At 62.9% G+C, this 19,915-nt stretch carries 19 protein-coding genes; 11 read left to right on the forward strand and 8 right to left on the reverse strand.

Going from position 1 to position 19,915, the window contains the following annotated elements:
• The first annotated feature begins 138 nt into the window (after positions 1-138).
• Positions 139-552: a peptide-methionine (R)-S-oxide reductase MsrB gene (msrB, locus tag CO670_RS18960; RefSeq protein ID WP_097591656.1), complete on the forward strand. Its 414-nt coding sequence runs from the start codon at positions 139-141 to the stop codon at positions 550-552.
• Between the two features lie 162 nt (positions 553-714).
• Here msrB and CO670_RS18965 read toward each other — a convergent pair whose 3' ends face one another.
• From CO670_RS18965 to CO670_RS18980, 4 genes are all read right to left on the reverse strand, one after another.
• Positions 715-1,416 carry a pentapeptide repeat-containing protein gene (locus tag CO670_RS18965; RefSeq protein WP_097591657.1) on the reverse strand — a complete coding sequence of 234 codons (702 nt, stop codon included), beginning with the start codon at positions 1,414-1,416 and terminating at the stop codon, positions 715-717.
• A 173-nt stretch (positions 1,417-1,589) separates the two neighbouring features.
• The gene (locus CO670_RS18970; protein ID WP_097591658.1) at positions 1,590-2,105 is read right to left on the reverse strand and encodes a GNAT family N-acetyltransferase; all 516 of its coding nucleotides are present in this window, start codon (positions 2,103-2,105) and stop codon (positions 1,590-1,592) included.
• Between the two features lie 80 nt (positions 2,106-2,185).
• On the reverse strand, positions 2,186-2,854 hold the full coding sequence (locus CO670_RS18975; protein ID WP_097591659.1) for a hemolysin III family protein: 669 nt from the start codon (positions 2,852-2,854) through the stop codon (positions 2,186-2,188).
• Positions 2,855-3,027: 173 nt separating this feature from the next.
• Entirely contained in the window at positions 3,028-3,447 is a 420-nt protein-coding gene (locus tag CO670_RS18980) for a universal stress protein (protein WP_097591660.1), read from the reverse strand.
• A 295-nt stretch (positions 3,448-3,742) separates the two neighbouring features.
• Here CO670_RS18980 and CO670_RS18985 point away from each other — a divergent pair, with 295 nt between their 5' ends.
• The 3 genes from CO670_RS18985 (at position 3,743) to CO670_RS18995 (ending at position 7,224) form a co-directional block, all read left to right on the forward strand.
• Positions 3,743-4,603 carry a VOC family protein gene (locus tag CO670_RS18985; RefSeq protein WP_097591661.1) on the forward strand — a complete coding sequence of 287 codons (861 nt, stop codon included), beginning with the start codon at positions 3,743-3,745 and terminating at the stop codon, positions 4,601-4,603.
• Positions 4,604-4,746: 143 nt separating this feature from the next.
• Positions 4,747-5,913 (forward strand): AI-2E family transporter, encoded by a 1,167-nt coding sequence (locus CO670_RS18990; RefSeq protein WP_097591662.1) that lies wholly within the window; start codon positions 4,747-4,749, stop codon positions 5,911-5,913.
• Positions 5,914-5,931: 18 nt separating this feature from the next.
• Positions 5,932-7,224: an FAD-dependent oxidoreductase gene (locus CO670_RS18995; protein ID WP_097591663.1), complete on the forward strand. Its 1,293-nt coding sequence runs from the start codon at positions 5,932-5,934 to the stop codon at positions 7,222-7,224.
• A gap of 44 nt (positions 7,225-7,268) precedes the next feature.
• Here CO670_RS18995 and CO670_RS19000 read toward each other — a convergent pair whose 3' ends face one another.
• Positions 7,269-8,060, reverse strand: coding sequence for a polysaccharide deacetylase family protein (locus CO670_RS19000; protein ID WP_097591664.1), 792 nt, complete (start codon positions 8,058-8,060; stop codon positions 7,269-7,271).
• A gap of 98 nt (positions 8,061-8,158) precedes the next feature.
• Positions 8,159-8,548 (reverse strand): DUF930 domain-containing protein, encoded by a 390-nt coding sequence (locus CO670_RS19005; protein ID WP_097591665.1) that lies wholly within the window; start codon positions 8,546-8,548, stop codon positions 8,159-8,161.
• A 253-nt stretch (positions 8,549-8,801) separates the two neighbouring features.
• Here CO670_RS19005 and CO670_RS19010 point away from each other — a divergent pair, with 253 nt between their 5' ends.
• Both CO670_RS19010 and CO670_RS19015 read left to right on the forward strand, forming a co-directional pair.
• A complete protein-coding gene (locus CO670_RS19010) occupies positions 8,802-10,910 on the forward strand; it encodes a S9 family peptidase (protein ID WP_097591666.1) in 2,109 nt (702 codons plus the stop codon).
• Positions 10,911-10,956: 46 nt separating this feature from the next.
• Positions 10,957-11,478: a DUF1697 domain-containing protein gene (locus CO670_RS19015; RefSeq protein WP_097591667.1), complete on the forward strand. Its 522-nt coding sequence runs from the start codon at positions 10,957-10,959 to the stop codon at positions 11,476-11,478.
• Here CO670_RS19015 and CO670_RS19020 read toward each other — a convergent pair.
• Positions 11,475-12,152 (reverse strand): TetR/AcrR family transcriptional regulator, encoded by a 678-nt coding sequence (locus CO670_RS19020; protein WP_097591668.1) that lies wholly within the window; start codon positions 12,150-12,152, stop codon positions 11,475-11,477. The genes CO670_RS19015 and CO670_RS19020 overlap by 4 nt on opposite strands.
• A 221-nt stretch (positions 12,153-12,373) precedes the next feature.
• On the opposite strand from CO670_RS19020, the gene CO670_RS19025 reads away from it, so the two are divergent.
• Positions 12,374-13,321 carry a homocysteine S-methyltransferase family protein gene (locus CO670_RS19025; RefSeq protein WP_097591669.1) on the forward strand — a complete coding sequence of 316 codons (948 nt, stop codon included), beginning with the start codon at positions 12,374-12,376 and terminating at the stop codon, positions 13,319-13,321.
• Positions 13,322-13,361: 40 nt separating this feature from the next.
• Complete coding sequence (locus CO670_RS19030) at positions 13,362-13,568, forward strand: hypothetical protein (RefSeq protein WP_245425892.1); 207 nt, start codon at positions 13,362-13,364, stop codon at positions 13,566-13,568.
• A 17-nt stretch (positions 13,569-13,585) separates the two neighbouring features.
• On the opposite strand, the gene CO670_RS19035 is transcribed toward CO670_RS19030, so the two are convergent.
• The gene (locus tag CO670_RS19035; RefSeq protein WP_097591671.1) at positions 13,586-15,040 is read right to left on the reverse strand and encodes an MFS transporter; all 1,455 of its coding nucleotides are present in this window, start codon (positions 15,038-15,040) and stop codon (positions 13,586-13,588) included.
• A gap of 255 nt (positions 15,041-15,295) precedes the next feature.
• Between CO670_RS19035 and CO670_RS19040 the strand changes: the two genes are divergently transcribed.
• From CO670_RS19040 to CO670_RS19050, 3 genes are all read left to right on the forward strand, one after another.
• Positions 15,296-16,798 carry a protein adenylyltransferase SelO gene (locus CO670_RS19040; protein WP_097591672.1) on the forward strand — a complete coding sequence of 501 codons (1,503 nt, stop codon included), beginning with the start codon at positions 15,296-15,298 and terminating at the stop codon, positions 16,796-16,798.
• A gap of 206 nt (positions 16,799-17,004) precedes the next feature.
• On the forward strand, positions 17,005-19,344 hold the full coding sequence (locus tag CO670_RS19045) for a glucose/quinate/shikimate family membrane-bound PQQ-dependent dehydrogenase (RefSeq protein ID WP_097591673.1): 2,340 nt from the start codon (positions 17,005-17,007) through the stop codon (positions 19,342-19,344).
• A gap of 68 nt (positions 19,345-19,412) precedes the next feature.
• Positions 19,413-19,877 (forward strand): hypothetical protein, encoded by a 465-nt coding sequence (locus CO670_RS19050; protein WP_097591674.1) that lies wholly within the window; start codon positions 19,413-19,415, stop codon positions 19,875-19,877.
• Positions 19,878-19,915: the final 38 nt, after the last annotated feature.

Here is a 19,915-nt window from a genome sequence, read left to right on the forward strand (position 1 = left end):
GATGTAAAACCAAGCGTCTTCCCCCAATTGCGGTATGCCGCGAATGTCCTGGCGCGGCGCCGCAGACTTGATGAAGCCAGGACGAGGCACCACATTTTCTTGCGAAACGGAACCGCCCCTCAGCAAAAGGAGCACGTCATGTCCGAAACTGCAACCACCGCCAAGATCCACAAGACCGATGCCGAATGGAAGGAGCAGCTCACCCCCGAGCAATATCGCATCACGCGCCAGCACGGCACGGAGCGCGCTTTCACCGGCCCCTACTGGGATTCTTTCGAGACGGGGCTTTACCGCTGCGTCGGTTGCAACGCGCCGCTTTTCCGCTCGGACACGAAATTCGACGCCGGCTGCGGCTGGCCGAGCTATTTCGAAGCGGTGTCGCCCGATGCCGTGACCGAATATCGGGATACGACCTACGGCATGGTGCGCACCGAAATCCGCTGCGGCACCTGTGAAGCCCATCTCGGCCACGTCTTTCCCGACGGCCCGCCGCCGACCGGCCTGCGCTACTGCATCAATGGCCACGCCATGGTGTTCGAGCCCGGGAAGTAAGGACGCTGCGATCGAAAAGCGGTCAGTCGGCGAGAGCGCCCCCGCCCGGCTGTCGCCACCGGGGTCGAGCTACGGATCTCGACCCGTCCTTCGGCCCCGGAGAAGGAAAAGCCGCGAGCTCTCCGTCCACGCCTGCAATTCGACAATACGCCGATGGTGCGATCACTCGTGCTCGGCTGGGCATGGCCAGGTTGCCGGCGGGGCGAGGCCTGACGGCAGTTTGGTCGAAGCATCGCCGCAAGCAAGGTCGATCTGCGCCTGTTCGAGCCCGGTCGCGGCCGAAAGGTCCAGGCCCTCGATGCGGGTGAGGAACATGAAGGCGCGGTCGAACATCGCCGGGCCGTCGAAGGTGGCGTTGGAGAGATCGGCGCGAGAGAGGTTGGCGAACGAGAACTTCGTTCCGGTCAGCACCGCCTCGTCGAAATCGGCGCGGCCGAGTTCGGCCTTCTCGAAGCTCGCGCCGGTAAGCTTGGCGCCGGCGAAATTGGCGCGCTGCAGCTCGGCCCCGGCAAAGGACGCGCCCTCGGCAACGACCTTGGCGAAGCTGGAGCGATAGGCCTCGATCTTGGCGAAATTGGCGCCCCCGGCCTGGGCACCCTCGAGCGAGGCGCGCACCAGCGTCGCCTTTTCGAGATTGGCGGACTTGACGTTGGCGCCGGCGAGATCGGTCAGCGAAAAATCGGTACCGATGAGATTGGCGCCTTCAAGGTCGCTGCCCTGCAGCATCAGGTTCTTCTTGGTGCAGTCCTGCCAGTCGAGCTTCGGCGAGGCCGTGCTGCCGCAATCGGCGGCACGCGTGGAGATCGGGGCAAAGGCGAGAAAGGCGACAGCAAGGAGGCCGAGCGGCGATCTGTGCATTGCCATTGATTTATTCACCTCCATGACGCTCTCGGGCCGCATCCGCGAAGCAGGCTGCCTTCGACTTTTCTACACAGCTCAGACTACAATAAAAAGATGGCGAGCGCCCGTTCGGAATGGATTTGCCGGAGCAACATCTCGGCCAGGCGGTGTACATCCGCCTTGCCCGGGCAGGCCATTCAATCCGCCTTGCCCGGCACACGAAGCTCCATGCAGGTGAGGTCCAGCCAGCGGCCGAATTTGGTGCCGACCTCGGAAAATCGGCCGGCAATGCGGAAACCGAGCTTTTCGTGAAGCCTGATCGAGGCCGTGTTTTCCGCCTCGATGCCGGCGATCATCACATGGATATTGCCGGCGGCGGCCCGCGCGATCAGCTCCCGCATCAGAAGTTCGCCGATGCCGGCACCCCGGCACTCCTTGTCGACATAGACGGAATGCTCGACCGTGTGGCGGTAGCCGTCGAAGGCGCGCCAGTCGCCATAGGAGGCGTAGCCTGCAACCTTGCCCGACATTTCGGCGACGATGACGGGAAAGCCGCGCGCCTTACGCGCCCTGAACCATTCCAGCCGGTTGTCGAGATCGACCAGCGTATCGTTCCAGATCGCCGTCGTGTGCTCGACGGCGTGATTGTAGATATCGCGGATGGCGGATAGGTCGGCTTCGGTAGCGTCGCGGAGGAGGACGGCGTCTGTCATGATTGCCCGGCTCGTATTGTCTGCGAAGGCGGCATACGCCCCGCCTCGAAAGATGTAAACGCCGGATGTGAAAAACGAGCTCAGAGACCAGGTGCGGGGGAGCTGAAACAGGTGAAGACCGCCGAATAATGCACCGCCGCTGCGGTCACCACAAAACCATGCCAGATGGCGTTCTGGAAGCGCAGCTTCTCCCAGACATGAAAAACGACGCCGAGGGAATAGATGACGCCGCCGATAATGATCAGCAACATCGAGGCGAAGGGAATGCGCGAAGCCACCGGCTCGGCGACCAGCACGCCACTCCAGCCCATGGCGAGATAGAGCAGAATGGCGAGACGGTCGTAACGCCCGGGAAAGACGCATTTGACGAAGATGCCGGCGGCGGCGAAGAGCCAGATCGCCACCAGCATGAACATCAGCAGCGGATCGTCCGCCCCACGTTCGAGGAACGGCGTGTAGGTGGCGGCGATCAGGATGAAGATGGCCGAATGATCGAGACGGCGCAGATACCATTTCGTGCGCGAGACAGGCCAGGCATTGTAAGAAAAGGAAATGGCAAGCGTCAGCACCAGCCCGACGCTGTAGATCCAGGCGGCGGCGAGCGCTCCGTAGGAACTCCAGACAGTCGCGTAGAAGATCAGCGCGGTGGCCCCGATCAGCGCCAGCACGAGGCCGACGCCGTGCACGATACCGTCGGCGATCAGTTCATATCTGTCGTAAGCCCAGCGAATGCCGTTGAACTCGCCCATGCACGCCCATCCGTCTCACAGTTCAATGGAGATCGTCTCATCGAACCGTGAGAGGCGCAACTGCGGCGAACCGCGCGGGCGGTAAATCTTCGTGACAGGCCGCAAGCCGGCGCGCCTTCGACAGCGGGCCGGCATGAAACCGGCGCCAGTCCGAAAAATCCAGCTGCGCGACATCAAACCTTCTGCCGGTCGACCAGCACCGAGCATTTGGCATGGCGCACGACGCGGTCGGCCGTGGCGCCGATGAAGTAGTTGGAAAAGTCCGGGATGTGCGAAGCGACGATAATGAGATCGGCGCCCAGGCTTTCGGCGGTCGAGATGATCGCTTTGGCGGGTGGACCGTTGCGGATCTCGATCGTTGCCGGAATGCCGGTTCGGGCGACCAAGGCTCCCAACTTGTCGCGGCCTTCCTTCATCGCGTCCTCGACGATATTGGCCGGCAGTTCGACCGCGACATAGGTCGGCACGTCCTCGATGACGTTGAGCGCGACGATCTCACCGCCCTCGTCCAGCAGGGATGCGGCCTTGCGCAGGATTATTTCACCCTTGTCGATGCCGCCGAGTGCGATCGCTACTATGATTTTCCTATACATGCTGCCCTCCATGACGATGCATGCGTAAGTTCCTTAAAAGAAGATATGAGCGCATTGACCGCGATCAAGTGGACACAAGTGATCGTCAACATCTGCTCAACGCTTCATCGTCAAAAACAGATCTTCTGTGAACAATCGGAATCCGCCATATAGCGTTCAAGTACAGCAGCCGAGAGGACATCAGAGGCGAATGAACCGGCGAAACTTTCTCGGACTTGCCACAGGCGGCATTCTTGGCGCCACCGTCGGTACGCCTTCCCTTTCAAGGGCCAATTCAGAGGCAGGAGAACAATCCGTGACGACCGAAACTTCCTATGCGCTGACGCGGCCCGCCTATATCGATCGCTCGCATCTCATCGTCACCGATCTCGGTCTCGTTTCCGGCTTCTATCAATCGATGCTCGGCCTGAAGGTGATCGAGAAGACGGCGAGCGGTGAAGTGCTGGGTGCCGGCGATCTGCCGTTGCTGACGCTAACGACTGCGAAAGACGCCCGCATCGCGCCGCGCAATGCCGCCGGCCTTTTCCACACCGCCTTCCTGATGCCCGACCGCACCGAACTGGCGCGCTGGCTGCGCCATGCCGCTCACAACAACGTCGTGCTCGACGGCGCTTCGGACCACCTCGTCAGCGAGGCGATCTATCTCTCCGATCCCGAAGGCAACGGCATCGAGATCTATGCCGACAGACCACACGAACAATGGAAGTTCCAGCCGGACGGCATGGTGGAGATGGCGACGCAGCGGCTCGACCTGCAGGCGCTCTATGACAGCGCCCCCGAAGACCGCTGGGGCGGCATGGCTGACGGGACGGCGATCGGCCACCTGCATCTGCAGGTCGGCGACATCCCCCAGGCCGACGCCTTTTACCGCGACGTGCTCGGCCTCAAGCTGATGGCGCGTTATCCCGGCGCCAGCTTCTTTGCGAGCGGCGGCTACCATCACCATCTCGGCGCCAATATCTGGAACAGCCGGGGTGCTGCCGCGCGCGCCGAGAATATGACCGGGCTCTCCGACTATACGATCCGTTTCAACGATGCCGAAACGCTGAGCAAGGCCGTCGCCAAGCTCGATGAGCTGGAGATCAAGAGCGAGAAGCGCAACGGCGGCGTGTTCCTGAAGGATCCGTGGGGCATCGGCCTGACCCTTTCGGCGTAATGTTCCGCCGGGCGATGCGCGTCGAACAGTCCTCGTAACACCTTACCGGACGGTCTCGTCCCAGCCGGCAGGTCCCAAGGGAACCGGAACCGCGCCGGTGCGTTTCCGTCGCGAAGCAATGGGGCTTCGGGGACCTCCTCCGCATGGGCATCGCCAACGGCATCCGCAAACAAGCAAAGAAGATCGCGATCGGCGAACGGCGAACCAGCGCCTGGGCGCAAACGCTGCGGGAAGCCGCGGAAGAGCTGCCGCCTCCGCCGCTCCATCGGCTGGAGAAGGACGGGCTTGATGTCAGCATGGCCTGGGCGATCATCGGCATCTTCGGCATACTCGGCCTCGCCGCCGTCTATCTGATGTCGCTGATCCTCATCCCGATCACGCTTGCCGTCGTCGTCGGCATGATCCTCGGCATGGTCGCGGAAAACCTGAGCAAAATGGGCGTGCCGCGACTTGCCAATGCTGTTCTCCTGTCGAGCGCCGTGGCGCTGGTGATCTTCCTGCTGGTCAACTCGCTCGCCGACCCGCTGATGGTTCTTGTCAATGAGGCCCCGGCTTTCATCGAGCGAAGCATCAACCGCATCATGCCCTATCTCGAACGCATCGAATGGCTGCATATTACTCCGGCGACATTCGAAAGTGGGCCGATGTCGATCGGCGCGTTGCTCGAAAACACCGGCAACGTGCTGCATGTGGTGACGACGAGCCTAACGCCGGCGCTGGTCCAGGGGCTGATTTTCTTCGCGGCCCTGCTGCTCTTCCTCGCCAGCCGGGTCAACCTGCGCAAGACGATCATCATGACCTTCCGCACCCGCACGCAGCGGCTGGCTGCGATCCGCGTCATCAATGCGGTCGAACAGGTGCTCGGCTTCTATTTCGCCACAGCCTCGCTGATCTATGTCGGGCTCGGCGTCGTCATGACGGTCATCGCCTATGCGGGCGGGCTGGCCGCACCGGTGCTCTGGGGCTTCTTTGCCTTCGTGTCGAGCTTCATCCCCTATCTCGGCATCACGCTGATGACGCTTTCCGTCGCCATCGCCGGCATCATAACGCATGACGGCCTCGTCGTCGGTCTGATGCCGGCAGTTGCTTTCTTCACCGTGCATCTCGTCATGGAGAACCTGATCTTCCCGGCAGTCATGGGACGGCGGCTGGAAATCAATCCCTTCATCGTCTTCCTCGCCATTCTGTTCTGGACGTGGATGTGGGGCGCGGTCGGCGCGATGCTGGCGCTGCCGCTTTCGCTGATCGTCATGACTGTTATCGAGGAATTGCTGATCGAGGAAAAACCGCAGCCGCAATTGCCGAAATAGACAGAACGGGAGACGCTCGTGGCATCCGATCTCGACCTTGGCGAATCCGAGCACGGCCAGATGACGAGCGGCCGTTCGCTCTGGGGGAAAAGCGGCATAAGACCCGAGTGGCAGCCGACCGAGCAGAGCTTTTCCATAGATGTCGTCGTCATCGGCGGCGGCATCACCGGCGCGCTGGTCGCGGAACATCTCACGGCGCGCGGCTTTTCCGTGGCGATCATCGACAGGGAAGAGCCGGGCTTGGGAAGCACCGCAGCCAGTACGGCAATGCTGCAATGGGAAATCGACAGCACGCTCGGCGAACTCGAGGCCTATTACGGTTTCGAGCGTGCCGCCGGCATCTATCGCCGCAGCGCTGCCTCGGTCGCCGGCCTGTCCAAGCTGATCGCGGCAAACGGGATTGCCTGCGGCTTCCGGCCGCGCAACACGCTCTACCTCGCCGCCAATCGCGAAGGCGCACGCGATCTCATGGAGGAGCGACAGCTTCGTCGCCGGGCAGGCCTGCCCGGCGTCTATCTGGAACATCCCGATCTCTTCACCCAATTCGAACTCGACCGGGACGGCGCCATCCTCTCTCCCGGTTCGGCCGAGGCCGATCCGCTGCTGCTGACCTGGGCATTGATCGCGATGGCCGTCCGGCGCGGTGCGCGGCTGGTCAGCGCTTCCGTGAGCGCGCTTCACGTCGAAGGCAATCAGGTGACGGCGGAGATGGCCAATGGCAGGGTTGTCGAGGCCCTGCAAGCCGTGCTGGCGACCGGCTATTCAATGCCTGGCATCGACATGCCGAGACTGCACCGGACGACTTCGAGCTGGGCGCTCGCAACCGTGATCCAGCATCCGGCGCAGTTCTGGCGCGACAGGGCGCTGATCTGGGAAGCCAGCCACCCCTATCTCTACATGCGCACGACACCCGACAATCGCATTGTCGTCGGCGGCGAGGACGATGGGACGATCGATGCCGAAGCGCGTGACCGGAAGCTGCCGGCGAAAACCGCCGCGATCCGGGAGAAGATGAAACGCCTATGGCCGAAGGCGGATACGCGTGTTGCCCATGCCTGGTGCGGCACCTTCGGCGAGACCGTCGACGGCCTGCCGCTGATCGGCCCGGTGCCCGGCATGCCGCATGTGTTCGCGGCCTATGGCTATGGCGGCAACGGCATCACCTTCTCTTATCTTGCCGCCCAGATGATCGGTGCGATGATCGCCGGGATCCATCGCGACTGGTTCGAGGATTTTGCCCTCGATCGTGATGGTCCTGGGATGCGGGGCTTTGGAGAGGATGTGCTGCGGGCTGGCGAGGAGTTGAGGTAAGCCGTCGCATTGGCTGTCGTGCCGTAAACGGCACGTCATACAAACTACTCCGTCGTCTTTTCGTCGCCCGTATCCTCGACGTCCTCCAGGCGCACGAATTCAACACCCTTCGCCTTCAGATCGACCAGCGCCTTCGCCACCCCCTCGCCCGCAGCGTGCGTCGGCTGGTTGATGTGGGAGATGACGACATCGCCGTCCTTGGCGGCGGCGATACGCTTTTCGGTGATAACGGCACCCAGCAGCGAGCCGCCGTCGCCGTTCACCGAATAACCGGCGATGCGATAGCCCATGGCGCGGATCTCGCCGATGGCGGAGAGATCATATTTGGCGGTCGAGCCGCGGAACCAATGGGGCGCCGGGATGCCGGCCGCGACCATGGCAGCAGCGCCGCCTTCGACCTCCTGCCTGACCGCCTGCGGCGAACCGGCCGACGCGATGCCATAAATCAGCGTCGGCGTATCGACGGCCGGGATATGGTTCTCACCGTGATTTTCGAGTTCGAAGAGATCCGGATGCTGCAAGAACACGGCAACCGCGGCGGGATTGCGCTTTAGCCAGCGGGCAGTAACGAAGATCGTTGCCGGAATGCGCTCACGCACCAGCGTAGAAAGGATGCGCTCGTCCGCCTGCCCCATGCAGGCATCGAAGGTGAGTGCGATACGCGCATGGCCGGCAAGGTTGGAGCGGGCGATGTGGAGATGCGGCTCGACGAGCTTTGGCGTCTTCGGAGCGACAGCGGCCGGAGCCGAGCCCGGCACTGTCTCTGACGGCGCTTCAGTCGCAAATACGGTGGTGGCGGTCAAAAGGAGCGCCGAAGCGAGCAGGATGCGTTTCATATTGCGCGAATTCTATGTTTCGATCCGTGAATTCTACCGACGGCCGTCATCCGGCGCCATGTGGCCGGATGTCACCGCAACTGAGCAGACAGAAGGCATCAATCGTAGAGATAATATTTGTCCCACTTTTCGCGCGGCACCTTCTCTCCGATCTGATAGTCGAGCTGACGAACGTTGATGTGCTGTGGGCCGGTGATGCAGGTGTAGGAGAGATGATACCAATCGCCCTTGCTGCGGAAGACGGCGCCCGGCGCCTTCAGGGAGTTGTCGCCCGGGATCGGATCCTTGAATGTATAGGCGATGACCTTGTCGGGCTTGAAGCCCGTGCTGTCGCTGTTGATGCGGCTCATTGCCTCGGTATCGCAGCTCTGCTCCAGGCGGGTCGACGGGTCGAGTTTTTCCAGCTGCTTCTTGATGGCGGGATCGACGGCAAAGGCGGGGGCAGCGAGGCCGGCCAGGGATACGAACAGGAGCAGATGTTTCGGCATGTCGAAGAAAATCCCTTACTGCTATGCATTCTTCACTCTGCCGCCGGCAGCTTGCCGGAGGCTTGGCAACGTGCAAATTCGCGGAGATAGCGGACTTTCTTAAACATTGTGGTGACATCAAGGCAGTGCGGACACCGCCGCCTCCTTGTCTGTGGAAGGTCATCTCGGCCTTTGACGCAGCCTTGCCGCTTGATCCGGCGTCGGCGCGCCTCTATCTCTTCCCATCCCGACATAATCGACCCGGAGCCATTCCTTGTCCGTCTTCAAGAGCCTGCCGACACCGCCTGCCGCACCGAAGAAGCCGATCTCCGATACGCGCCATGGCATTACCCGAACGGACGACTATGCCTGGCTGCGCGCCGACAATTGGCAGGCGATGTTCAAGGATCCGTCGATCCTCGATCCGGATATCCGCCGGCATCTCGAAGCCGAAAACGCCTATATGAACGCGGCGATGGAGGACACCAAGCCGCTGCAGAAGGTGCTGTTTGCCGAGATGCGCGGCCGCATCAAGGAAGACGACAGTTCCGTGCCGATGAAGGACGGCGCCTACGCCTACGGCACATTCTACGTGACCGGCGGCGAGCAGCCGCGTTACTTCCGCATTCCGCGCGACGGCAACGTCGCCGACGAGACGATCCGCAGCGTGCTGCTCGACGGCGACAAGGAAGCATCCGGCAAGGCCTATTTCCGTCTCGCCGGCCTCGATCATACGACCGACCACAGCCGCGGCATCTGGGGCTACGACGACAAGGGATCGGAATTCTTCACGCTGAAGGTGCGCGACCTCTCGACCGGCGAAGACCTCGAGGACCGGATCGAGAATACCGGCGGCGGCGGCGTCTGGGCGCCCGACGGCAAGAGCTTCTTCTATTCGGCGCTCGACGAGAACCACCGGCCTTCGAAGGTGTTTCATCACATTCTCGGCCAGCCGCAGTCCGAAGACCGGCTGGTCTATGAGGAAGAGGATGCCGGCTTCTTCATGGGCGTCGGCGGCTCGCTGCTCGACGATTTCATCTATATCGACATTCACGACCACGAGACGAGCGAATACCGGCTGCTGTCGACCAAGGACCTCAGCGCCGAGCCGAAGCTGGTGGCACAGCGCGAGGAAGGCATCGAATATTCGCTGACCGAGGGCGGCGACGTCTTCTACATCCTGACGAATGACGGCGGCGCCAAGGATTTCAAGATCATGGAAACGCCGGTTGACAGACCAGGCAAGGAAAACTGGCGCGAGGTCGTGCCGCACAAGCCGGGCACGCTTGTTATCAGCCACATGGCCTATGCCCGCCATCTCCTCTGGCTGGAGCGCAAGGACGGGCTGCCGCGGATCATGATCCGCGATCGGAGGACCGGCGAGGAACATGCAATCGCCTTTGCCGAGGAAGCCTATTCGCTCGGCCTTTCGGGAGCGGCGGAATACGACACGGATGTCATCCGCTTCTCCTATTCCTCGATGACGACGCCGTCGCAGCTCTATGACTACAACATGGTGACGCGCGAACGCACCCTGCTCAAGACGCAGGAGGTGCCGTCGGGCCACAATCCTGACGACTACGTCACCCGCCGCGTCTTCGCGCCGGCCTGGGACGGCGAGACGGTGCCGGTCACACTGCTCTACCGCAAGGATACGCCGCTCGACGGCTCGGCACCCTGCCTGCTCTACGGCTACGGCGCCTACGGCATCACCATTCCGGCCGGCTTCAACACCAACTGCCTGTCGCTTGCCGACCGCGGCTTCGTCTACGCCATCGCCCATATCCGCGGCGGCAAGGACAAGGGCTTCGCCTGGTACGAAGACGGCAAGATGGGCAAGAAGACCAATACCTTCAAGGACTTCATCGCCGCGGCCGACTATCTGAATCAACAGAAGTTCACTTCTTACGCGAAGATCATCGCCGAGGGTGGATCGGCGGGCGGCATGCTGATGGGCGCCGTTGCCAACATGGCGCCGGAAAAATTCGCCGGTCTCATCGCCGCCGTTCCCTTCGTCGATGTGCTGAACACCATGCTCGACGACACGCTGCCGCTGACCCCGCCGGAATGGCCGGAATGGGGCAACCCGATCGAAAGCAAGGAAGAATACGAGCAGATCGCCTCCTACTCGCCCTATGACAATGTCGGCGCCAAGGCCTACCCGCCGATCCTGGCGCTCGGCGGCTTGACCGACCCACGGGTCACCTACTGGGAGCCCGCCAAATGGGTGGCGAAACTGCGCGACAAGACGACCGGCAGCGCTCCGATCCTGCTCAAGACAAACATGGACGCCGGCCACGGCGGCGCCTCCGGCCGCTTCCAGCGACTGGAGGAAATCGCGTTCGAATATGCGTTCGCGATCAAGGTGGCGGGGAAGATGTGAAATCTTTAGGGGGGTGCCACACGGCACCCCCAAGAGGAAGAGAGAAATGCCCGTCTACATCGCCCTCCTCCGCGCCGTGAACGTCGGCGGCACCGGTTCGCTGCCGATGGCCGAGCTGAAGGCGATCTGCGAAGGCCTCGGCTTTACGGATGTGAAGACTTACATCCAGAGCGGCAATGTGCTTTTCCGCGCGGATGAATCCGAAAAAGCGGTCGAGGAGAAGCTCGACGAAGCGCTCGGGCAGAAGATGGGCAAGCGGCCTGGCGTGATGGTGAGGACCCGCAAGGAACTCAGCGACATCGTCGCCAACGCTCCCCTCCCCGACGCCAAGCCGAACTTCCTGCTCGTCTATTTCCTGCCCGAAAAAGCGCCCGGCGATGCGCTGGACAAGATGGTGGCGCCCGACGGCGAGCAGGCGAAGCTCGTCGGGCGGGAAATCTATGTGCACTATCCCAATGGCTCCGGCCGGTCGAAGCTGAAGCTGCCGGCGCTGAAGCCCGGAACGTCCCGCAACCTCAACACCGTGCGCAAGCTCGCCGAAATGGCGGCCGACATCGAGGCCGGCTAAGGCTGGCCGCCGGCGGCGGCGCCAAAGGCCTGGCCTTGCCTGACGACGGCAAGCGGCTGTTCGACAGCCGGCAGAAAGAGCAGGCGCACGAAAGTCCGCAGCATCAGCACCTGCTCGGCCAGCGTGTTCGGCTCCTTCAGCGTCTTCGACAGCACGATGCCGCCTTCGAGGACGGAGGAAACCATGTCGGCAAGCTGATCGACATCGACGGGTTCGCGCGGCGGATAGACGTCCATGATTTCCCTGAGCATGCGGCCGAAGCGGCGGCGCCAGGCAAGCACCGCATTCCGGTTGGTCTCCTGTATCTCCCGGTCGAACAGCCGCTCGTAATAGCAGACGGTCGCCACGAGGCAGCCGGGATGGCCGTTGGGCAGATCCGAGAGAAGTTCGGAAAGCAGCTTCAGGCCGAGCAGGAAGGCTTGCAGCGGATCGTCCATGAGGTCGCGCGCACGGCCGAATATCTCGTCATAAATGCGCTCGTCGTTTTCGATGTAGCGGTTGAGCAGCGCCTTGGCGAGCTCGTTCTTATCCTTGAAGTGATAGAAGAAGCCGCTCTTGGTGATGCCGGTCTCGGCGATCAGTTCCTCGATGGAGGTGCCGCCGAAACCCTTCTGCAATACCGCCGCTTCGGCCACATCGAGAATGCGGGTCCGCGTTTCCTCTCCCTTTCGCATCTCCCCCTCCTGTACCGGCGGTACAGTTTCGAGCGCCGAAGGTTCGCGCCCGCTTCCGTTCCCGGCAGCATCGGCTGAGCCAAGCGATTGATTTCAATCTGCTAAAATCGAAACTTCCGCCAGTATACCTCAAGTCGCCTAGTTTGGCAGCCGATTAAGCGGCAGAACATTACTCATCGACGGCCGCCATTTCAGGCGCCGCGACGGGAGAGACCACAACAATGGCAAAGTACAGACATGATTTGCCGCAACTCAAAGGCGGCACCTTCCTGACCGACGGCGGCATGGAGACGACGATGATCTTCCAGGAAGGGATCGCGCTTCCGCATTTCGCCGCTTTCGTATTGCTGGCGTCCGAAGATGGCCGGAACCGCACGCGGAATTACTATCGCCGCTACCTCGACATCGCCCGGCGGCACGGCACCGGCTTCGTGCTCGACACCGCCACGTGGCGGGCCAATCCCGACTGGGGGCGAAAGCTCGGCTACACTAGCGAAGCGCTGAAGGCGGCGAACGAAGAAGCCGTCGAGCTGCTGGTCGGCTTGCGCAGCGCCTATGAGCAGCCGGGGCAGCCGATCGTCATCAGCGGCGCGATCGGCCCGCGCGGCGACGGCTACAAGGCGGGCATGATGAGCGCCAACGAAGCGGAGGATTACCACGCCTTCCAGATCGAGGCCTTCGCCGGCACCGAAGCGGATATGGTGAGCGCCTTCACGCTGACGAATATCGACGAGGCGATCGGCGTGGCGCGTGCGGCGAAGTCGTTCGCCATGCCCTGCGCCATCTCCTTCACGCTGGAGACGGACGGCAGGCTGGTGACGGGCCGCAGCATTCAGGACGCCATCGAGACGACCGACATGGCCACCGGGGGAACGCCCGTCTACTACATGATCAACTGTGCGCATCCGACGCATTTCGAAAGCGCTCTCGATCACGGCAGCGCATGGGTGAAGCGCATTTCCGGCATCCGCGCCAATGCCTCGACCATGAGTCACGAGCAGCTTGATAACAGCGAGACGCTCGATGCCGGCGATCCCGAAGATCTCGGACGGCGATACCGCAAGCTTCTCGATCGCATGCCCGGACTGCGGGTGCTCGGCGGCTGCTGCGGCACCGATCATCGCCATGTCGCCGCGATCTGCGAGGCGTGCCTGCCGCAGGCGGCATGAGCCCAAGAGGGAGGACAGGACTATGACGGTGGTGGGGGCGATGTCGCGCCGGCGAGGCTGGCGCGGTCTGTGGCTCGCGATCACAGGGCGGCGCGGACGCGCCGAGCCTGAGGCGATGGTGGAGGTAGCGTTGCGGGATATCGATCTTGCGGCCTTCGGCGGGCCGGCCGCCTACGGGCTCGAGGCCGACCGGCAGGAGGGCAGGCGATTGCGACGCAAGCCGCCCCAGGGGCCTGTCGGCTTCTAACGAGAGGAAGGGCGGCGTCAGCCTTCGGCGGCGGCGTCTTTCGTCCGTTTGGCCTTATAGCCGCTGATCTCCTCGCCGGCGGTCGGCGAGAAGCGCAGGTTCCAGACGGTCGCGGTGATCGAGATGATGGTGACGACGGCAAAGGCGGCGGAGAAATCGTCGAGCGTGGGCACTTGCGCACCTGACAAGGCCATGGAGCCGTGCAGCGCCAAGGCCCCGATGCAGATGCCGAGCGACAGCATGAGCTGCTGAAAGGTGGTGTAGAAGCTCGTCGCCGAGCTCATCCGCTCCTTGTCGATCTCGTCATAGGCGATGGTGTTGTAGGCCGTGAACTGGAACGACAGGAAGAAGGCGCTGAGCACCAGAACGACGAAGATGAGCGGCATCGGCCAGTCCGGCCGGAAGGCGGCGCAGAGGCCATAACCGGCGGTGCCGAGAATGCCGTTGAGGACCAGGCTGCGACGGAAACCCAATCTGCTGAACACGAATTTCGCCATCGGCTTCATGGCGAGAGCGCCAAGCGCGGTCGCGATGACGATCTGACCGGCCGCGGCCGCAGACAGGCCGAAGCCGATCTGGAAGAGCAGCGGCAGCAGGAAGGGCTGCGCGCCCTGGGTGATGCGCGTCAGCGAACCTGCAATGACCGAGGTGCCGAAGCTCGGCACCTTCATCAGCGAGAAATCCATGATCGGCGACGGGTGCTTGCGGGCATGCCTGAGGTAGCCGATGCCGAAGATCAGTCCGAGAGCGATGAGGAAGATCGAGAAGGCAGCCTCGCCTTCATGACTCGACATTTCGAAGCCGAAGAGCAGCGATCCGAGCGAGATGCCCGAAAGGATGAAGCCGATCGTATCGAACGGGCCGCTCGCCTTGCCCTTCACCTCTTCGATATAGATCGAGACGAAAATCATGCCGACGATGCCGATCGGCACGTTGATGTAGAAGATCCAGCGCCAGTCGAGATAGGTGACGATGAAGCCGCCGAGCGGCGGGCCGATGATGGGACCGATCAAGGCCGGCACGAGCAGCCAGGACATGGCGCTGACCATATCCTTACGGGCGACGCTGCGCATCAGCACGAGGCGCCCGACCGGCATCATCATCGCGCCGCCCAAGCCCTGAAGCAGCCGTGCCAGCACCAGAAACGGCAGCGTCGGCGCGAGCGCGCAGAGGACGGAGCCGGCGACGAAGACCGCGATGGCCGCGCGGAAGACGGTGCGCGAGCCGAAACTGTCGGCCATCCGGCCGCTTGCCGGAATGAAGATCGCAAGACTGAGGAGATAGGAGGTCAGCGCGATCGACATGGCCGGGGCGCTGACGCCGAAATCGCGCGCCATGGTCGGCAGCGCGGTCGCCAGCACTGTGGCGTCGATGTTTTCCATCAGCATCGCGCTCGCGATAATCATCGCGATCACCCGGAAATTGGGCGCGGCGCGCCGAACCATCGGCGCCTGGTAAATCTGATCCGACATCGTCCGGGATCACTCGCGGTGGCGCGGCGGAGCACAGAAGGCAGCAAGGCCGCGGGGATGATATGGCGCAAGGCCAAGGGGAGACGATCTGCTATACGCCTGCGATCGTGGCGGCGCTATGTCCTTTATGGCAAAGCAGCTTTGACGAGAGGTAAAGGCAGATCACGATTCCTTGCATCGGCCTGATCTTCGTGAAGATTTGTCCTCGGGCAGAACCGGCTTGCACCGCAGCCGCCCCGGCCCTACCTATGAACAATGACCTCCGTCCTTGAGAAAAACCGGCCCGGCGCGGCCTTTCCGTTCGACAACAGCTATGCCGGCCTGCCCCAGCGTTTCTTTGCGCCGCAAACGCCGACGCCGGTTACAGAACCCTGGCTGATCAAGCTCAACGAGCCGCTGGCGCAAGAGCTCGGGCTCGACGTCGAGGCATTGCGCCGCGACGGCGCGGCAATCTTCTCCGGCAACCTTCTCCCCGAAGGAGCCGCGCCGCTGGCCATGGCTTATGCGGGACACCAGTTCGGCGGCTTTTCGCCGGTGCTCGGCGACGGGCGGGCGATCCTGCTCGGCGAAGTCGTCGGCCGCAACGGCAGACGCTACGATATTCAGCTGAAGGGCGCCGGGCAGACGCCGTTTTCGCGCCGCGGCGATGGGCGGGCGGCGCTCGGGCCGGTGCTGCGGGAATATATCATCAGCGAGGCAATGTTTGCGCTCGGCATCCCGGCAACGCGGGCTCTGGCGGCCGTGACGACGGGCGAGCCGGTCTATCGCGAGGAGGTGCTGCCCGGCGCCGTCTTCACCCGCGTGGCGGCAAGCCATATCAGGGTCGGCACCTTCCAGTTCTTTGCGGCACGAGGCGATACCGACGGCGTGCGCGCGCTGGCCGACTATGTGATCGACCGGCATTATCCGGAACTGAAGGAAGCGGAAAATCCCTATCTCGCGCTGTTCGAAGCCGTGTCGGAGCGCCAGGCGGCGCTGATCGCCCGCTGGCTGCATGTCGGCTTCATCCACGGCGTCATGAACACGGACAATATGACCGTCTCCGGCGAGACGATCGATTTCGGCCCCTGCGCCTTCATGGACAGCTACAATCCCGCCACCGTCTTCTCGTCGATCGACCAGCATGGGCGCTATGCCTACGCCAATCAGCCCGCGATCGGCCAATGGAACCTCGCAAGGCTCGGCGAAACGCTGCTTCCGCTGATCGACCCCGACCAGGACGGCGCGGTCGACAAGGCGAATGTGGTGATCCGCGCCTATGGCGAACGGTTCCAGGCGCATTGGCTCAAGGGTATGCGCGCAAAGATCGGGCTTGCCGGCGAAGAGGACGGCGATCTCGAACTGGTTCAGGCGCTGCTGGCGCTGATGCAAGCGCAAACGGCGGATTTCACGCTGACCTTCCGGCGGCTGTCGGATCTCGCGGGCGATAACGCCGCAGAACCCGCATTCGCGGCAAGCTTCCGGGAGCCGGAGACTTCAGGCGAGTGGCTGGCGCGGTGGCGGGAGAGACTGTCACGCGATCAGCAAGCCGCGACCGATCGCGCCGCTGCGATGCACAGCGTCAATCCGGCCTTCATCCCGCGCAATCACCGGGTCGAACAGGCGATCGAGGCTGCGGTCGAAAGCGGCGATTTCTCGCTGTTCGAGACGCTGCTAGAGGTCCTCGCCAAGCCCTATGACGACCAGCCGGATTTCGCCGCCTATGGCGAACCGCCACAGCCGCACGAACGGGTGCTTGCGACCTTCTGCGGAACATAACGGACGGTTTCGCCTGCATCATTGGGCATCTGGCCGCGATAACTGTTTGCCTCCGGCAAGACAGTTCGTTTCCATGCACCCGAACCTGGCGCCAACCTGCGGCAAACGCGGCGGTTGAAAGGCGTCTCCCTTGCGCTACCTGCCTGATCGGCGGAGATTTTCCGCCGTTCCTCCACCCCGGCTAAACCTTTTCGGGAGACAGCCTTATGGCGATCGTCATCACCTCGATCTTCTTCATCATCATCGGGCTCGCGCTCGGTGGCGGCGGGCTCTGGCTCGTCACGCTCGGAGGCAGCTTCTTTTATCTGTTCGCAGGCCTGATGTTCCTCATCACCGCCGGGCTGCTGCTGATGCGCAAGGCGGTGGCGCTGTGGGTCTATGCGGTGCTTGTGGTCGCGGCACTTGTCTGGGCGGTGTGGGAGGTCGGTTTCGACTGGTGGCAGCTCGGCCCGCGCGGCGGCGTCATCATCCTGCTCGGTATCTGGCTGCTGACGCCGTGGATCCGCCGGCCCCTCGGTTTTCGCAGCCCGACGGGCATCACCTATGGCGCCAATCCCTGGCCGCTCGCCCTGCCCGTCATCCTCGCCATCCTCGTCGCTCTCTATTCGATGACGACGGACCCGCACGATCTCGCCGGCGATCTGCCGAAGGATCAGGTCGCGGCCAACCCCGCCTTCGGCGGCGGCGTTCCTGATGGCGAATGGCATCAATACGGCCGCACACCCTTCGGCCAGCGCTATTCGCCGCTCGACCAGATCAACGTCGATAACGTCTCCACCCTCAAGGAGGCGTGGCGATACCAGACCGGCGACGTTAAGCGGCCGGAGGATATCAGCGAGACAACCTATCAGGTGACGCCGCTCAAGGTGAAGGACACGCTCTATCTCTGCACGCCGCATAACTGGGCGATCGCGCTCGACGCCAAGACCGGCAAGGAGAAATGGAAATACGATTCCAATTCCGGGATGAATCCCAACCGGCAGCACCAGACCTGCCGCGGCGTCACCTATTATGCCGATCCCGCGGCCGCCCCGGGCCAGCCCTGCGCCGAGCGCGTCTATCTGCCGACCTCCGACGCCCGGCTGATTGCGCTCGATGCTGCGGACGGGAAGGTCTGCACCGGCTTTGCCGATCAGGGCGTGCTGCATCTCGAAGCCGGCATGCGCTACAATCCGGCCGGCTATTATTATTCCACCTCGCCGCCGGTCGCGGTGGCGGGCAAGATCATCATCGGCGGGGCGGTGAACGACAATTATTCGACTGAGGAGCAGTCCGGCGTCATCCGCGCCTTCGACATCAATAGCGGCGCGCTGATCTGGAATTGGGATTCCGGCAACCCCGACGTGACGACACCGATCGCGGAAGGCCAGACCTATACGACCAACTCGCCGAACAGCTGGTCGGTCCTCAGCGTCGACGAAGGTCTCGGCATGGTCTACATCCCGCTCGGCAACCAGGTGCCCGACCAGCTCGGCATCAACCGCAGCGACAATGTCGAGAAATTCTCGTCCTCGATCGTGGCACTCGATATCGCCACTGGGCAGCTGCGCTGGGTGCGTCAGACGGTGCATCACGATCTCTGGGACATGGACGTTCCGGCCCAGCCGGCGCTCATCGACCTGACGAAGCAGGACGGCACCGTCGTTCCCGCCCTCGTCGGCCCGACCAAGCAGGGCGATATTTATGTGCTCGACCGGCGCACCGGCGAGCCGATCATTCCCGTCAAGGAAATCGCAGCACCCGGCGGAGCGATCTCCGGTGATCATACTTCGCCGACGCAGCCGATCTCGGATCTGACCTTCTCGCCCGAGCCGCTCAAGGAGAAGGACATGTGGGGCGTATCGCTGTTCGATCAGCTCGCCTGCCGCATCGACTTCCATCGTTATCGCTACGAAGGCCGCTACACGCCGCCTTCGCTTGAAGGGACCATCGTCTTTCCCGGCAATTTCGGCACCTTCAACTGGGGCAGCGTCGCTGTGGATCCGGAGCGGCAGATCATGTTCGGCATGCCGACCTATCTCGCCTTCACCTCCCGCCTGGTGCCCGCCGCCGAGATCCCGCCCAAAGGCCAGGACGAGAAAGGCAGCGAACAGGGGCTCAACCGCAATGACGGCGCACCCTACGGCGTCTTCATGGGGCCGTTCCTCGGGCTGCTCAAGATCCCCTGCCAGGCGCCGCCATGGGGCTATGTCGCCGGCGTCGATCTGCGCACCGGCAAGATCGCCTATATGCACAAGAACGGCACCGTGCGCGACATGACGCCATTGCCCCTGCCCTTCAAGGTCGGCGTACCCGGTATCGGCGGGCCGATGCTGACCAAGGGCGGAGTCGCCTTCCTTGGAGCCGCGGTCGACAATTACCTGCGCGCTTATGATGTGACGAACGGCCGGCAGCTCTGGGAAGCGCGGCTTCCGGCCGGCGGCCAGGCGACGCCGATGACCTATACGACCGATGACAACAAGCAATATGTCGTCATGGTCGCCGGCGGCCACGGGTCGGTCGGCACGAAGCCCGGCGATTACGTGATCGCCTATACGCTTCCTTGAAAGGCATTCCCATAAGTTCTAGGCAGGGTTGCCGCGCCATGATCTCCCCGTTTTCGGGGAGATTTTTCATGGAAATCAGCAGCAGTCTTCGCAACTATTATGGGATCGGCGGTCTTTTCGAGCAGCAGGCCAAATCCAGGAATCAGCAGACCACCGAATTCGCCTCGACGGCGCGCAATGGCGGACCGGCGCTCGAACCGAGCGGCACGCCGCCGTCGATCGCCAATACCATCTGGGCTCTTCAAAGCAGCGAAGCCCCCTACATCAATCCACCTTCGGAAGAAGAAGCAGCAGCGAAGGCTGCTCACGACTCATTGGTCGACGAATTCTCCAAGTGGGGCAACATGACGCCGGCGGAATATATCCGCGCCCGCTATCTCGAGCAGCACGACCTGACCGAAGCCGATCTGGCGGCGATGCCGGCGGATCAGCGCGCTGCGATCGAGAAAGAAATCGCCGAGCAGATCAAGCGCGAGATGGCAGGTGTCGAAGATGACGGCACCAAGACCGCAGAGGACGTTCCCGCGACTTGACCTAAGTGTTTAGTCCCGGCATTTGATGGATAGGGTCG

This window comes from Rhizobium sp. J15 (genome assembly GCF_002531825.1).
Classification (GTDB): Bacteria; Pseudomonadota; Alphaproteobacteria; order Rhizobiales; family Rhizobiaceae; genus Rhizobium.